Origin of the sequence: Staphylococcus sp. GDB20D11A, assembly GCF_016893255.1 — a bacterium.
Lineage (GTDB): Bacteria > Bacillota > Bacilli > Staphylococcales > Staphylococcaceae > Staphylococcus > Staphylococcus aureus.
This window is the reverse complement of sequence record NZ_JAFEPJ010000002.1, coordinates 179,838-196,190: the sequence shown is the minus strand read 5'-3', so window position 1 is coordinate 196,190 and position 16,353 is coordinate 179,838. Positions and strand designations below refer to the sequence as shown.

Below are 16,353 nucleotides of genomic sequence, written 5' to 3'. Positions count from 1 at the left end.
ATGACAGAATTACTTGTCACACCCAAGTCATTAAGCCATATGGAAACACTTATTGATTTAGGTGCAGATGCTTTTGTAATTGGCGAGCAAAAGTTTGGTTTAAGACTTCCAGGGGAATTCAATAGACAACAAATGACAGAGGCTGTCGCATTAGCTCACAAAAACGATAAAAAAGTATATGCGGCGGTGAATGGATTATTTCATAATTATCATTTAGATGCTGTAGAAGATTATATTAATTTTTTACATGAAATACGAGTTGACAGAATTATTTTCGGGGATCCAGCAGTAGTAATGTATGTGAAGGCGCAAGAGAATCCAATACCACTTCATTGGAATGCAGAGACGTTAGTAACTAATCATTTTCAATGTAATTACTGGGGTAAAAGAGGCGCATCAAGAGCTGTCTTAGCACGTGAGCTGAATTTGGATGAAATTATTAATATAAAAGAAAATTCAAATGTGGAAATTGAGGTGCAAGTTCAAGGAATGACTTGTATGTTCCAATCAAAGCGTATGCTACTAGGCAATTATTATACGTTCCAAGATCGCCAAATGAAAATTGAACGTCGCAATGATGAACAATCTTTATTACTTTATGATGAAGAAAGACAAAATAATTACCCAGTTTACGAAGATTACAATGGTACGCACATTATGTCACCAAACGACATTTGTTTAATTGAAGAATTAGCACCATTTTTTGAGGCGGGAATAGATTCATTTAAAATCGATGGTATTCTACAAACGGAAGAATATATTAATGTGGTAACGGAACAGTATCGTCAAGCGATAGATTTGTACAATGAAGATCCTGAAATCTATGAAGATGAGAAATTTATGTTGATGGACCCAATTGAAGAAATTCAACCTGATCATCGACCATTTGACGAAGGTTTCTTATATAAACAAACAGTATATTAAGGAGGTTAATCATGAAGACAATAGAAGAGATTAAATCAACTCCTAAAACAGTTATGAAGAAACCAGAATTATTAGCACCTGCTGGAAACTTAGAAAAGTTAAAAATAGCAGTACATTATGGCGCTGATGCCGTATTTTTAGGTGGTCAAGAATATGGATTACGTTCAAATGCTGATAATTTCACGATGGAAGAAATAGCTGAAGGTGTTGAATTTGCGAACCGTTACGGTGCCAAAATTTATGTTACGACAAATATTATTGCACATGATGAGAATATTGAAGGTCTAGAATCATATTTGCGTAATTTGGAAAAGACAGGTGCGACAGGTATCATTGTTGCAGATCCTTTAATTATCGAAACATGTAAAGAAGTTGCGCCAAAACTTGAAATTCATTTATCTACTCAACAATCACTTTCTAATTACAAAGCTGTAGAATATTGGAAAGAAGAAGGATTGGATCGTGTTGTATTAGCACGTGAGACCGGCGCGATGGAAATGCGTGAAATGAAGGAAAAAGTAGATATTGAAATCGAAGCATTTATTCATGGTGCTATGTGTATCGCCTATTCAGGTAGATGTACATTAAGTAATCATATGACTGCAAGGGATTCCAACAGAGGTGGTTGCTGTCAAAGTTGTCGTTGGGATTATGAATTATTAGAAGTTGATGATAATGGTGAGCTTGATGTATTTTATAATCAAGGTGAAGTTACACCGTTTGCGATGAGTCCTAAAGATTTAAAATTAATCGAATCTATTCCTCAAATGATGGATATTGGTGTGGACTCATTAAAAATTGAAGGACGTATGAAGTCAATTCATTATATTGCAACAGTTGTCTCAGTATATCGTAAAGTCATTGATGCGTATGCGGCAGATCCTGACAACTTTAAGATTAATCCGGAATGGTTAATTGAGTTAGATAAATGTGCAAATAGAGACACTGCACCAGCATTCTTTGAGGGTACACCTGGTTATGAAGAACAGATGTTTGGTCAACAACAATCTAAAAAATCACCATTTGATTTTTGCGGTTTGGTATTAGATTATAATGAAGATACAAAAATTGCGACTATTCAACAACGAAATAACTTTAAACCAGGTCAAGAAATAGAATTCTTTGGTCCAGAAATTGAAACATTTACACAAGTAGTAGAAGCAATTTATGATGAAGAAGGTAACAGCTTAGACGCGGCGCGCCATCCATTACAAATCGTTCAAATTAAAGTGGATCGCCCGATATATCCAAACAACATGATGAGAAAGGAAATTGGCTAATGAAAGCTACTACAATCATTGGCATAGCTGGTGGATCTGGCTCAGGAAAAACAACTGTAACTAACGAAATTATGAAAAACTTAGAAGGTCATAGTGTCGCTTTACTTGCTCAAGATTACTATTATAAAGATCAAAAGCACTTGACTTTCGACGAGCGCCTAGAAACCAATTATGACCATCCATTTGCATTCGATAATGATTTATTAATTGAAAATCTTAAAGACTTGAAAAATGGTAAAGCAGTAGAAGTACCGACATATGATTATGCTAGTCATACAAGAAGTGACATTACCATTGATTTTAAACCTAAAGATGTTATTATCGTAGAAGGTATTTTCGCTTTAGAAAATAAGGTATTACGTGATATGATGGATGTTAAAATATATGTTGATACAGATGCAGACTTGAGAATATTACGCCGTTTAACACGAGATACTAAAGAGCGTGGGCGTTCAATGGACTCTGTTATCAATCAATATTTAAGTGTTGTTAGACCTATGCATGACCAATTTATTGAACCGACTAAGAAATATGCTGATATAATTATTCCTGAAGGTGGGAGCAATAAAGTTGCAATAGATATTATGACAACAAAAATTCAGTCTTTAGTTAGCAAGCAATAGTATAATTCAGTAAAGGAAGATGACAATATGGAAAATCAAAAGCAATATCCAATGACTCAAGAAGGTTTTGAAAAATTAGAGCGTGAACTTGAAGAATTAAAAACAGTTAAGCGTCCTGAAGTAGTAGAGAAAATTAAAGTTGCACGTTCATTTGGTGACTTATCAGAGAACTCTGAGTATGATGCAGCAAAAGATGAACAAGGATTCATCGAACAAGATATTCAAAGAATCGAGCATATGTTAAGAAATGCATTAATCATTGAAGATACTGGAGATAACAACGTTGTTAAAATTGGTAAAACAGTAACGTTTGTAGAATTACCAGGTGATGAAGAGGAAAGTTATCAAATCGTTGGTTCAGCTGAATCAGATGCATTTAATGGTAAGATTTCAAATGAATCACCAATGGCTAAAGCGTTAATTGGTAAAGGTTTAGATGATGAAGTTCGTGTTCCACTACCTAATGGTGGCGAAATGAACGTAAAAATTGTTAATATCCAATAAATGGTCAAATTGATTGTTTAATTGCGCGATTGAAGTGTGTTAATGATACTTCGGTCGTGCTTTTTTATATTCAAAATCAAAAAATCGGACAGATGAAAAGTAAAAATTTTCCATCAGACCGATTGATAGCAGAACCTAAATTAGTGTAAGAGCTTCAATATTAACTACTCCATTTTAAAAAAGCAAAATATTTCCGATAAAACAAATTGATTATCATTTGTTATTGTATGCGATTTGAATTACTTATTAAACAACTTGTGCTTCTCAATGATACAATGAAAAGGTATTCAATACTGGTTTATTGCAATACAAAGGGGGATTTAGAGTGGATGTAAGATTTATTAACGAGCAGACAATTATGATTTATTTTGAAAATAAAATATCCGAAGAGACATATCGAAATGTCACAGCAATGGTACGGTGGATACGAGAAAAAGAAATATTAGAAATTCAAGATATTGTCCCTTCGTATCGAGCAGTTCTAATATATTTTGATGAACAAGTTATAACACCTTCTAAATTAATTGAAAATTTAGAACTTAACAAATTTAATGAAAAAAATGTTCATACTGTGAATCAAACCAATCGTATTATTAAAATACCTGTTCAATATGGTGGTACATATGGACCTGATATTGAAGAAGTAGCAAAGCATAATCGAATAACTGTTGAGCAAGTTATTGAAAAACATACAAATAAACCTTATTTAATATATATGCTAGGATTTATGCCTGGATTTCCATACTTAGGCGGACTTGATGAACAACTACATACACCTAGACGTAATCAGCCAAGGTTAAAAATTCATGCAGGTTCTGTAGGTATTGCGAATAATCAAACAGGACTATATCCATCAGATTCTCCTGGCGGATGGCAAATTATTGGACGCACACCGTTAAAAGTATTTAGCAGCGAGCGTGAACCAATGTCAATGTATGAAGCAGGAGAATGGATACAATTTTATGCAATAGATGAACAGGAATTTATACAAATCGAAAGAGATATATCAGATGGCAAATTTAATGTTGATGACTGGGTGGTGATTGAAAATGTCAATTAAGATTTTACAACCAGGTCTCTTTTCAACGGTACAAGATCTAGGAAGAAAAGGTTATGAACATATTGGATTTTCAGGCGCAGGTGCCATGGATCAATTTAGTTTTAAGGTTGCGCAGTCATTAATTAACAATGATGGTCCAGCGATTGAATATACTTTGGTTGGTCCTACCATTCAATTTAATACGCAAAATACATTTGTTATAACCGGTGGTAGTGTAAATGCCTCGCTAAATAATAAAACTATATCAATGAATTCTGTCATATTAGCTGAGAAAGGTGACATTTTAAAAATAGGTGCAATAACCAAAGGTGCACGCGGTTATCTTACTTTTGGTCATACTATCAACGTACCTCCAATTGCTGAAAGTTATGCAACACATACCCGAAGCAGTATAGGAGGATTCAAGGGTAGAAAGTTATTAGCTAATGATGTAATAACAGTGAAAATAAATAATGACTTTAAAGAAAACATTGGAAAGACTATTCATTTACAGGACGACTTATTGCCAGAAAATAATATTATACACATTCTTCAAGGACCTCAATTCGAGGCATTTTCTGAAGAGGCTAGAGCGAAAATTGTAAATCATCCATATTTAATTACTGAACAATCAGACCGTATGGGGTATCGTTTGGAAGGTGACAGCGTTGCACCAATTAATCAAGCAGATATCATTTCTGAACCGGTTGCTCTTGGCAGTGTTCAAGTACCAAATGATGGTCAACCTATTATTCTGCTTAATGATAAACAAACGATAGGTGGTTATACCAAAATTGCAACTGTATGTAAATTTGATCTGCCAAAGTTAGCACAGATGAAACCACAAGATACAATTCAATTTAAATGGATATCATTCCAAGAAGCTGTAGATAAGAATCGGGAACAAATGTCTCTGTTTAATGAAATTCTTAAGAGTCATCAAAAGACTCCAATTTTTGATACATCTAGCTTGCGACATACTTCGAAAAAATTAGCAACAATTTTAAAAGGGGATTTGTAAAATGAATATTAAAAAAATCGAACAAATAATCAAATTAGTGAAGGAAAATGATGTTAAGAAATTTAAATATAAAAATTTTGAAGATGAAATAGAAATTGACTTCACTGACTCGAATCATTTGGCTGCACACAGTAATCAATCAAATCAAAGTATGAACAATAATGATTTGACAGCTTCAAAAGCGAATGATAACTCCGATGTTTCGACAAATGATTATCATGACATTAAATCACCAATGGTAGGTACATTCTTTTTACAAGACAGTAAAGAATTAACTGAACCAATTGTGAAAGTCGGTGACAAAGTTAACAAGGGAGATATTATAGGATATGTTGAAGCGATGAAAGTATTAAACGAGGTAACAACAGATGTTGCTGGAGAAATTACTGAAATAGTAGCTGATCATGGCACAAATGTTGAATACGACCAAGTTTTGGTACGTATTAAGTAAAGGGGGTAAGTAAATGCTTCGTTGTTTAATTGCGAACAGAGGTGAAATTGCTGTAAGGATTATAAGAGCTTGCAGAGAATATGGGATTGAAACTGTAGCAGTTTTTGCAAAAGGGGACGAGCAAAGCTTGCATGTACATTTAGCAGATCAAGCTATATGTATTGGGGAAGCTAATGCTTTAGATAGTTATTTAAATATTGACCGCATCATATCTGCTGCACAAATCACTGGTGCTAATGCAATTCACCCAGGTTATGGCTTTTTATCAGAATCAACAAAATTTGCTCAAACCGTTGAGGAACAAGGCATAGCGTTTATAGGGCCTACTAAAAAAACGATGGAAATGATGGGGGATAAAATAACAGCAAGACAAACAGTTCATCATGCAGGTGTTCCTGTGATTCCAGGATCAAATGGTGCTGTGAATCATGTGTCTGAAATTGAGAAGCTTGCCAAAGACATCGGTTATCCAGTTGTTATCAAAGCTGCCAGTGGCGGTGGTGGTAAAGGTATACGTATTGTAAAGAAAGCTGAAGATTTAGAAAAGGCATTTAAAGAAGCTAAAAGTGAAGGAAAAAAATACTTTGATGATGATCGTGTTTATGTTGAGGCTTTTATACCTGTTGCAAAACATGTTGAAGTTCAAGTTATGGGGGATGGGCAGGATAATTATGTACATTTAGGGGAACGTGATTGTTCTGTACAACGTAAAAATCAAAAATTAATCGAAGAATCTCCTTGTGCAGCATTAACTGAAGAAAGACGACAACAAATATGTAACGATGCTGTTAAAGTTGCACGTGCAGCAAATTATAGAAGTGCAGGTACGATTGAATTTTTAGTAACTGATACCGCACATTACTTTATTGAAATGAATGCTCGAATTCAAGTTGAACATACTGTTACAGAGATGCGAGCAGAACGTGATTTGGTTGCAGCACAATTGTATTTATTGGAACATAATCATTTACCTTTTTCACAAAGCGATATTCAATTTAATGGTCATGTGATAGAAGCGAGAATAAATGCCGAAAATCCTGAAAAGAAATTTCAACCAACACCTGGTAAAGTGACAGCGTTACATTTACCACAAGGCTTTAATGTGCGAGTCGATTCTTTACTATATCACGGTTATCAAGTTTCACCATATTATGATTCTTTAGTAGCTAAAGTAATTGTAAAATCTCATGATAGAGCTTCAGCAATTGATAAATTGAAAGCCACCTTAGATGAAATGGTGATAGATGGATTTTCTACAACTGCCGATTTTTTATATGCAGTTTTAAATTATCCACTATATCGTGATGGAGATGCAAAAGATGTTGATATTAAATTTTTAGAAAAACATCAAATTGTTAAAGGGGTGGAATTATAATGCGAGTTGATTTGAATTGTGATTTAGGAGAAGCATTTGGAAATTATTCCTTTGGTGGTGATCATCAAATTATTCCGTTAATTACAAGTGCGAATGTTGCTTGTGGTTTTCACGCTGGTGATGAAAATGTAATGAATGAAACGGTAAAACTTGCCAAAGCACATAATGTTGCAGTAGGTGCACATCCTGGTTTACCTGATTTGAAAGGCTTTGGCAGACGGAATATAGATATCTCTAATGAGGAGATTTATAATTTGATGATTTATCAATTAGGTGCATTACAAGGGTTTTGTCGCATTCATCAAGTTAAAATTAATCATGTTAAACCGCATGGTGCATTGTATCAGATGGGTGCAAAAGATAGAGAAATAGCAAGTGTTATAGCACAAGCTGTTTATGACTTTGATCCATCATTAGTGCTAGTAGGATTAGCAAATTCATATCTAATTTCAGAAGCAAAGAATGTCGGATTAATTACAGCTTCTGAAGTGTTTGCTGATAGACGATACGAAGATGATGGGCAGCTCGTTAGTAGAAAAGAAAGTGATGCTGTGATTACTGAAACTGACGAAGCACTTAAGCAGGTTTTGAAGATGGTGAAGGAAAATAAAGTTATTTCAAAAAACAATAAGGAAGTAACGTTACAAGCAGATACAATTTGTGTGCATGGTGATGGAGAACATGCATTATTATTTGTTTCGAAAATTAGAGAAATTTTAATGAAAGAAGGCATTGATATTCAATCCTTATAGGGGGCTAAAAAATGGGGAGAAATTTAAAGCTTAAAAAAGAAAGTGACTTTGAATTCACAAAAAATCATAAAAGGTTATTATTAGGTTCTGTATTTTTGATGGCAACTTCTGCAATTGGGCCAGCATTTTTAACGCAAACAGCAGTATTTACATCACAATTTTTTGCAAGTTTCGCATTTGCCATATTACTGTCTATCATCATTGACATTGGTGCACAAATTAATATATGGCGCATATTAGTTGTAACTGGTTTAAGAGGTCAAGAAATATCAAATAAAGTTGTTCCTGGGCTTGGTACTGTTATCTCAATATTGATTGCATTTGGTGGTCTAGCTTTTAATATTGGTAATATTGCTGGTGCCGGTTTAGGTTTAAATGCAATTTTTGGATTAGATGTAAAATGGGGCGCAGCTATTACTGCAATCTTTGCAATATTAATCTTTGTAAGTAAAAGTGGCCAAAAAATTATGGACGTTGTTTCAATGATTCTTGGTATTGTGATGATTTTAGTTGTGGCATATGTGATGTTTGTTTCTAATCCACCTTATGGTGATGCTTTTGTGCATACATTTGCGCCAGAACATCCAATGAAATTAGTCTTGCCAATCATTACGTTAGTTGGTGGAACTGTAGGTGGTTATATTACCTTTGCAGGTGCACATCGTATATTAGACTCTGGCATTAAAGGTAAGCAATATTTACCATTTGTAAATCAATCAGCAATTGCAGGTATTTTAACTACAGGTATTATGAGAACGTTACTATTCCTAGCGGTATTAGGAGTTGTTGTAACAGGTGTGACACTAAGTTCTGAAAATCCACCAGCTTCAGTTTTTGAACACGCAATTGGACCAATTGGAAAGAATATTTTTGGTATTGTGTTATTTGCTGCAGCTATGTCATCAGTAATTGGCTCAGCATACACAAGCGCAACATTTTTAAAAACACTTCATAAATCACTTAACAAAAGAAGTAATTTAATTGTCATTGTGTTTATCGTTATTTCAACAATGATTTTTTTATTTATTGGAAAACCAATCAGCCTTTTAATTATAGCAGGCGCGATAAATGGATGGATTTTACCTATTACGTTAGGTGCAATTTTGATTGCAAGTAAAAAGAAATCAATTGTCGGTGATTATAAACACCCAAATTGGATGTTCATCTTTGGTATCGTTGCAGTACTTGTTACAATATTGACAGGTATATTCTCATTCAAAGAAGTACTTCAGTTATTTTAAAAGACATTTCGACTAATAGCATCACTTTAAATGTTGTTAGTATTAGGCAAGATGTATTTTGATTTCCTGTGATTCATTTATAAAGCATAATTAGATATATTTTAAGAGAGAGTGGTGCATGACAAGTATACTGCTCTTTTTGTTATGATGAAAAATCTTTTTCTATTGATTGAGAAAATAGATATTTATATAGTTTTTAAAGAAAAAAAGTGATAATATTTAGCTAATCTAATAAAAATGGATTTATTGAGCTAAAAATACATTTTAAATGAGTAGAGGAGGCTGCAAATGGGTTACAGAACTTTAAAAAGTATTTTTCATGAACACAATGAAAGTAAAATGAAGGAAGAGTATATTAAAAGATTTAATTCTTTAGCTTCTTTCAATACTAATATTAATATCATACCTATGGAAAATGGAAAAAAAGTTAATGATGTGGAATATCCTCTATTCTTTATGGTGACTAAAAATCTATCAAAAAAACAAGAATTAATATCAATTAATAGTAGAAAAATTGATAGAGCACTTAATTCTTTACCTTATGCAGCTAGAGAACAATATTTTAATGATTTATTAATCGATGAATTACAAAGTACTAATGAAATTGAAAATGTATTTAGTACTAAACAAGAGATTGCACATGCGTTAAATAACCAAGCATCAGAATTTCTTAAGTTCAGAGGCCTCGTGGATCAATATAAAAAGATAGAACTTAATAAAAAAATTAAAGTTGATAATGTAAGAGACATTAGAGCGATTTACGATAAATTAGTTTTAAATGAAATTAACGAACAAGATAAGTTAGATGGAGAGCTATTTCGTAAAAATTTTGTCGGTGTGCATGATGGGTCAACGAATAAATATATACATGTTGGGTTACAACCTGAAACCAAAATTGTTGAATATATAGGTGAAATGCTAACATTTTTAAAATATTTTGATGCGCCTCAGCCGTTCAAAATCATGGCTAGTCATTATCTGTTTGAATATATACATCCTTTTTATGATGGCAATGGTAGAGTTGGAAGATTTATAATTGCCAAGCTCTTGAGTGATTATTATGATAATTATACTGCTTTGACATTTTCATATGTCATAAATAGAAATAAATCGAAATATTACAAGGCGTTTATGACTGCTTCAAATCATTTGAATTGTGGTGATTTGACGGAATTTATTGACACAATGCTTGAGTTATTGATAGCAGGACAAGAAAGAATACTTGATGAGTTAATACCAAAAATGGATGCGACTGAAAAATTAACGCTTTATTTAACTAGTCATTATAAACAGATAGATTATGAATTTTTGTATCTCCTTTCAATGGATAAATTGTTTGGAAATAAAAGAAATAGATTAACATTAATTGATTTAGAAAACATATTGGGAGTAGGAAGAGTAAAAATTAATAATACAATTAAAAAATTTGGTAACTACTTAGTTAAAATTAAAAGTAGACCAACAATTTATGAGATAAGTGATGAATTTCTAAATTCGATTATAAAATAAATGTAATATGTGATTCAGCTATACTTATAGTATTTGTAAGATTGCGTAATTGCTTCATTGAAAAAATATATTTTAAGAGAGTGGTGCATGACAAATGTACTGCTCTTTTTGTTGTGTATCAGTATTGTGATGTTTTAATGCGAATATTATATGAATTATTATGAAATTTAATAAAAATAATTGAAATAATTATCATTTTTTCTGATATACTGTTAAACGGTTTGGAATTTTTAAGTTTACACTGTATTGGTTGATATAACTCAACTAATAATTGCGAACAGGGTATTTCAAATTGAAAAGTATTATGAGTGTGATACATAAATCAAAATTGTAGGCTCTAGGGAGTGGGACAGAAATGATATTTTCGCAAAATTTATTTCGTCGTCCCACCCAACTTGCACATTATTGTAAGCTGACTTTCCGCCAGCTTCTATGTTGGGGCCCCGCCCCAACTTGCATTGCCTGTAGAATTTCTTTTCGAAATTCTCTGTGTTGGGGCCCCTGACTAGAATTGAAAAAAGCTTGTTACAAGTGCATTTTCGTTCAGTCAACTACTGCCAATATAACTTCGTAGAGCATAGAACATTGATTTCTTTCCTAGCCTGTTTATCATTTATGTCTCGCTCTCAAATGTAAATTAATAATTGATTTTGGGGGAGTTTGAAGTTAAATATTTAACAGGATTTATTTTAATATTATTGTTAGAAGGAATTTTGACAAATTCAGCAAGTGCAATCGAATATTCAGACTTACATCATAAAAGTAAACTTAATTCAAAGCGTCTAAGTAATGCTAAGATGTCATTCATCAATCCAACTCAGCTTGAAAATAAAAAAACAAACGATAGACTGTTGACTCATGATTTGTTATTTCATGACATGTTCTTAAATGATGCTTCGAAAAAGGATTTTAAAGTTGAATTCGAAAATGAGGCACTTTCCAATGAATTTATAAATAAGAATATCGATATATATGCTGGAAGCTATAGCTATGAATGTCATGGGGGAGAAACCAATAAAACGCAATGTAGTTATGGAGGGGTTACTTTAAGTGACAATAATAAGTACGATGATTATAAGAATATACCTTGTAATTTATGGATTGACGGACATCAAACAGAAATAGAACTAACTGCAGTAAAAACGAAAAAGAAAATTGTTACCATTCAAGAATTAGATGTTCAATTAAGAAATTATTTGAGTGAGAAGTATAAGTTGTACGAAAAAGGTGGCGACATTGTTAAAGGGTATGTTAAATATCATAATGATGATGAAAAAAATGTAGAATATGATTTTTATAATTTAAATGGTGAGTATGGTCATGAGGTATTAAAAATGTATGCTGATAATAAAACTATCAATAGTGACAAATTGCATTTAGATATCTATTTATTCAAATCATAATTTAAGTGAGTTAATCATTAATGATCTTTGACAGTGAAATATAAAGTACCTGTCATTATATTGTTACAAATAAAAACAGCAGTAAGGATGCTACCACTCAGAAAAGTCTTACTGCTGTTTTCTATTAGAATAATCTTTAATGCACACAGGAATTCGATACGAAACAAATATGATTAACTGTATAATTACAAAATAAAACTACTATAGTAAAAAGAAGATAAAGACGATGATAATAAATGCATCGAATATAATTTTCTTGATGTTTTTATCAACAACATCAGGTAAGGACATAAGTATAAATCCTAGAATTAGAGTGTAGCGACATATGTTCATAATTGTTGCTGTAAACTCGATATTAAATGAAAACTTTAAAAATATACTTATAAATAAAATGACAAACGACGCAATTGCAATAAAACTGCCGTATGTAGCTATCTTTGTTACGAGACTATTTTGATTATTTTCAGCCATTGTAAAATCCTCTTATTTCATCATTATTATTTTAAACATATCATTTTCCTGTTATTTAATAAAGTTTCTTGACACGATTGGCTGATGTAATTGATATGATTAGTTTTGAAAAATAGACAAATTAGAAGCATCGATTTCACTGTTATGAGTTCAAAAATAATTATTTATGATACCAAGTTATTGTGAATGTTTTTATAAAAATAAAGCAAAAGTTTTATACAGTAATGAAAATCATGATACTTGTCGTTGTAGTGATTAAAATGTGATAAAATAACAAATGCTAGGATTTTTTAAAAGAGGTGAATCAAAGGATGATTGGTATAATTGGTGCCATGGAAGAAGAAGTAAAAATATTAAAAAATAAATTAACACAATTAAGCGAAATTTCAGTTGCACATGTTAAATTTTATACTGGCATTTTAAAAGATAGAGAAGTAGTGATTACCCAAAGCGGCATTGGAAAAGTTAATGCTGCAATTTCTACGACATTATTAATTAATAAGTTTAAACCGGACATCATTATTAATACAGGTTCTGCTGGAGCTTTAGATGAAAGTTTAAATGTAGGTGACGTTCTTATAAGTGATGATGTAAAATATCATGATGCGGATGCAACAGCATTTGGTTATGAATATGGACAAATACCACAGATGCCGGTAGCATTTCAATCAAGTAAACCTTTAATAGAAAAAGTATCTCAAGTTGTACAACAACAACAATTAACAGCTAAAGTAGGCTTAATTGTAAGTGGTGATAGCTTTATCGGTAGTGTTGAACAACGCCAAAAAATTAAAAAAGCATTTCCAAATGCGATGGCGGTTGAAATGGAAGCAACTGCAATTGCACAAACATGTTATCAATTTAATGTACCATTTGTTGTAGTTCGTGCAGTTTCAGACTTAGCAAATGGAGAAGCGGAAATGAGCTTCGAAGCATTTTTAGAAAAAGCAGCTGTATCTTCAAGTCAAACTGTTGAAGCATTAGTGTCTCAATTATAAAAAGGTAAAGGTGAGTTAAATGGGTTTAGTTCGCAAGTTTTTTATGCCGAATTCATATGTTCAATCAATATTTCAAATTGATTTAGACAAGTTAGTGGACAAAGGCGTTAAAGGTATTATTACAGATTTAGATAATACGCTAGTAGGTTGGGATGTTAAAGAACCTACAGAACGTGTTAAAGCATGGTTTAAGGAAGCTAATGAAAAAGGAATCACTATTACAATCGTGTCTAATAATAATGAGTCTCGTGTTGCTAGTTTTAGTCAGCATTTAGACATCGATTTTATTTTTAAAGCGAGAAAGCCAATGGGGAAAGCGTTTGATAAAGCAATAACTAAGATGAATATCAGACCAGATCAAACTGTTGTTATAGGTGACCAAATGCTTACTGATGTATTTGGTGGTAATCGTCGAGGTTTATATACAATTATGGTCGTTCCAGTTAAACGAACTGATGGCTTTATTACTAAGTTTAATAGATTAATTGAAAGACGATTATTACGTCATTTCAGTAAAAAAGGTTATATCACATGGGAGGAAAATTGATTGTCTGACATTTTAAAATGTATCGGTTGTGGTGCGCCACTTCAATCTGAAGATAAAAATAAACCTGGTTTTGTACCAGAGCATAATATGTTTCGTGATGACGTGATTTGCAGACGTTGTTTCCGCTTGAAAAATTATAACGAAGTTCAAGATGTAGGATTAGAAAGTGAAGACTTTTTAAAATTATTATCAGGACTTGCGGATAAAAAGGGCATTGTCGTCAATGTTGTGGATGTATTTGACTTTGAAGGATCATTTATTAATGCAGTTAAACGTATTGTCGGAAACAAAAAAATCATTTTAGCAGCAAATAAATTGGATTTATTACCGAAACAAATTAATAAACGTCGAGTTAAAGAATGGTTAAAACGAACAGCAAGAAAATATGGTTTGGAAGCTGACGATGTCGTATTAATTTCAGCTGAAAAAGGCTGGGGCATAGACGACTTATTATCATCAATTGCGAATATTCGAGAAAATGAAGATGTGTATATTGTAGGGACAACGAATGTTGGGAAATCTACATTGATTAATAAACTGATTGAAGCTAGTGTTGGTGAAAAAGATGTAGTAACAACTTCAAGATTCCCTGGAACAACTTTAGATATGATAGATATTCCTTTAGATGAAACATCATTTATGTATGATACACCAGGTATTATTCAAGATCATCAAATGACGCATTTAGTTAGTGAAAAAGAATTGAAAATTATTATGCCTAAGAAAGAAATAAAACAACGCGTATATCAATTAAATGAGGCGCAAACATTATTCTTCGGCGGTCTAGCGCGCATAGATTATGTATCAGGTGGTAAACGTCCGTTAGTTTGTTTCTTTTCTAATGACTTGAATATACATCGTACTAAAACGGAGAAGGCCAATGATTTATGGCGTAATCAACTTGGCGATTTATTAACGCCACCTGGAAATCCACAAAATTTTGATCTTAATGAGGTAAAGGCTGTTAGACTTGAAACAGGCAAAGAGAAACGCGATGTTATGATCTCTGGTCTAGGCTTTATAACTATAGGACCAGGAGCTAAAGTAATCGTTCGTGTTCCTAAAAATGTTGATGTTGTATTAAGAAATTCTATTTTATAAGGTGATTTAAAAAATGAAATTTGCAGTTATCGGAAATCCTATTTCACATTCCTTGTCGCCCGTTATGCATAGAGCAAATTTTAATTCTTTAGGATTAGATGATACTTATGAAGCTTTAAATATTCCAATTGAAGATTTTCATTTAATTAAAGAAGTTATTTCGAAAAAAGAATTAGACGGTTTTAATATCACAATTCCTTATAAAGAACGTATCATACCGTATTTAGAGCATATTGATGAACAAGCGATTAATGCAGGTGCAGTTAACACTGTTTTGATAAAAGATGGCAAGTGGATAGGGTATAATACAGATGGTATTGGTTATGTTAAAGGATTGCACAGTGTTTATCCAGATTTAGAAAATGCATATATTTTAATTTTGGGCGCAGGTGGTGCAAGTAAAGGTATTGCTTATGAATTAGCAAAATTTGTAAAGCCCAAATTAACTGTTGCGAATAGAACGATGGCTCGTTTTGAATCTTGGAATTTAAATATAAACCAAATTTCATTGGCAGATGCTGAAAAGTATTTAGCTGAATTCGATATTGTTATTAATACAACACCAGCGGGTATGGCTGGAAATAACGAAAGTATTATTAATTTAAAGCATCTTTCTCCCAATACTTTAATGAGTGACATTATTTATATACCGTATAAAACACCTATTTTAGAGGAAGCAGAGCGCAAGGGAAACCATATTTATAATGGCTTAGATATGTTTGTTTACCAAGGTGCGGAAAGCTTTAAAATTTGGACTAATAAAGATGCTGATATTAATTCTATGAAAACAGCAGTTTTACAACAATTAAAAGGAGAATAACATATGCTTACTGGCAAACAAAAAAGATACTTAAGAAGTTTAGCACACAATATTGATCCGATTTTTCAAATTGGAAAAGGCGGTATCAACGAAAACATGATTAAACAAATAGATGATACGTTAGAAAACAGAGAATTGATTAAAGTACATGTACTACAAAATAACTTTGATGATAAAAAAGAATTAGCTGAAACATTAAGCGAAGCTACGCGTAGTGAATTAGTGCAAGTGATTGGATCTATGATAGTGATTTATAGAGAATCTAAAGATAATAAAGAAATTGAATTGCCATAA

18 protein-coding genes are annotated in these 16,353 nt (G+C 32.3%); 17 read left to right on the top strand and 1 reads right to left on the bottom strand.

From position 1 onward, the window contains the following. The 12 genes from JV528_RS01915 (at position 1) to JV528_RS01860 (ending at position 12,122) form a co-directional block, all read left to right on the top strand. On the top strand, positions 1–924 hold the full coding sequence (locus JV528_RS01915) for a peptidase U32 family protein (RefSeq protein WP_000137775.1): 924 nt from the start codon (positions 1–3) through the stop codon (positions 922–924). An 11-nt stretch (positions 925–935) separates the two neighbouring features. Beyond that, a complete protein-coding gene (locus JV528_RS01910) occupies positions 936–2,204 on the top strand; it encodes a peptidase U32 family protein (RefSeq protein ID WP_000848304.1) in 1,269 nt (422 codons plus the stop codon). Continuing rightward, positions 2,204–2,827 (top strand): uridine kinase, encoded by a 624-nt coding sequence (udk, locus tag JV528_RS01905; protein WP_000648617.1) that lies wholly within the window; start codon positions 2,204–2,206, stop codon positions 2,825–2,827. The genes JV528_RS01910 and udk overlap by 1 nt, the downstream gene beginning before the upstream one ends. Positions 2,828–2,854: 27 nt before the next feature. Next, on the top strand, positions 2,855–3,331 hold the full coding sequence (greA, locus tag JV528_RS01900; protein ID WP_000431312.1) for a transcription elongation factor GreA: 477 nt from the start codon (positions 2,855–2,857) through the stop codon (positions 3,329–3,331). 325 nt (positions 3,332–3,656) lie between these two features. Next, positions 3,657–4,391 (top strand): 5-oxoprolinase subunit PxpB, encoded by a 735-nt coding sequence (gene pxpB, locus JV528_RS01895; RefSeq protein ID WP_000383185.1) that lies wholly within the window; start codon positions 3,657–3,659, stop codon positions 4,389–4,391. After that, positions 4,381–5,391 carry a 5-oxoprolinase subunit C family protein gene (locus JV528_RS01890; protein WP_000023335.1) on the top strand — a complete coding sequence of 337 codons (1,011 nt, stop codon included), beginning with the start codon at positions 4,381–4,383 and terminating at the stop codon, positions 5,389–5,391. Before pxpB ends, JV528_RS01890 begins: the two co-directional genes overlap by 11 nt. Position 5,392: 1 nt before the next feature. Beyond that, positions 5,393–5,842: an acetyl-CoA carboxylase biotin carboxyl carrier protein gene (locus JV528_RS01885; protein ID WP_001022119.1), complete on the top strand. Its 450-nt coding sequence runs from the start codon at positions 5,393–5,395 to the stop codon at positions 5,840–5,842. A gap of 13 nt (positions 5,843–5,855) precedes the next feature. Further along, positions 5,856–7,217, top strand: coding sequence for an acetyl-CoA carboxylase biotin carboxylase subunit (locus JV528_RS01880; protein ID WP_000942720.1), 1,362 nt, complete (start codon positions 5,856–5,858; stop codon positions 7,215–7,217). Next, positions 7,217–7,969 carry a 5-oxoprolinase subunit PxpA gene (gene pxpA / locus JV528_RS01875; RefSeq protein WP_001261801.1) on the top strand — a complete coding sequence of 251 codons (753 nt, stop codon included), beginning with the start codon at positions 7,217–7,219 and terminating at the stop codon, positions 7,967–7,969. Before JV528_RS01880 ends, pxpA begins: the two co-directional genes overlap by 1 nt. Positions 7,970–7,980: 11 nt before the next feature. Continuing rightward, entirely contained in the window at positions 7,981–9,210 is a 1,230-nt protein-coding gene (locus tag JV528_RS01870) for an NRAMP family divalent metal transporter (protein WP_000533240.1), read from the top strand. Between the two features lie 288 nt (positions 9,211–9,498). Further along, positions 9,499–10,719 carry a Fic family protein gene (locus tag JV528_RS01865; RefSeq protein WP_196931709.1) on the top strand — a complete coding sequence of 407 codons (1,221 nt, stop codon included), beginning with the start codon at positions 9,499–9,501 and terminating at the stop codon, positions 10,717–10,719. Positions 10,720–11,369: 650 nt separating this feature from the next. Further along, on the top strand, positions 11,370–12,122 hold the full coding sequence (locus tag JV528_RS01860) for an exotoxin (RefSeq protein ID WP_014532639.1): 753 nt from the start codon (positions 11,370–11,372) through the stop codon (positions 12,120–12,122). Positions 12,123–12,323: 201 nt separating this feature from the next. Here the strand turns inward: JV528_RS01860 and JV528_RS01855 are convergent, their stop codons facing one another. After that, positions 12,324–12,593, bottom strand: coding sequence for a hypothetical protein (locus JV528_RS01855; RefSeq protein WP_000829750.1), 270 nt, complete (start codon positions 12,591–12,593; stop codon positions 12,324–12,326). A 311-nt stretch (positions 12,594–12,904) separates the two neighbouring features. Here JV528_RS01855 and JV528_RS01850 point away from each other — a divergent pair, with 311 nt between their 5' ends. Genes JV528_RS01850 through yhbY form a run of 5 tightly spaced genes read left to right on the top strand, consistent with a single transcriptional unit; the run spans position 12,905 to position 16,353 of the window. Continuing rightward, on the top strand, positions 12,905–13,591 hold the full coding sequence (locus tag JV528_RS01850; protein WP_065315712.1) for a 5'-methylthioadenosine/adenosylhomocysteine nucleosidase: 687 nt from the start codon (positions 12,905–12,907) through the stop codon (positions 13,589–13,591). 19 nt (positions 13,592–13,610) lie between these two features. Then, positions 13,611–14,138: a YqeG family HAD IIIA-type phosphatase gene (locus JV528_RS01845; RefSeq protein ID WP_000524902.1), complete on the top strand. Its 528-nt coding sequence runs from the start codon at positions 13,611–13,613 to the stop codon at positions 14,136–14,138. After that, positions 14,139–15,239 (top strand): ribosome biogenesis GTPase YqeH, encoded by a 1,101-nt coding sequence (yqeH, locus tag JV528_RS01840; protein WP_001280141.1) that lies wholly within the window; start codon positions 14,139–14,141, stop codon positions 15,237–15,239. Between the two features lie 13 nt (positions 15,240–15,252). Continuing rightward, positions 15,253–16,059 carry a shikimate dehydrogenase gene (gene aroE, locus JV528_RS01835; RefSeq protein WP_000666764.1) on the top strand — a complete coding sequence of 269 codons (807 nt, stop codon included), beginning with the start codon at positions 15,253–15,255 and terminating at the stop codon, positions 16,057–16,059. A 3-nt stretch (positions 16,060–16,062) separates the two neighbouring features. Further along, positions 16,063–16,353, top strand: coding sequence for a ribosome assembly RNA-binding protein YhbY (gene yhbY / locus JV528_RS01830; RefSeq protein WP_000955234.1), 291 nt, complete (start codon positions 16,063–16,065; stop codon positions 16,351–16,353).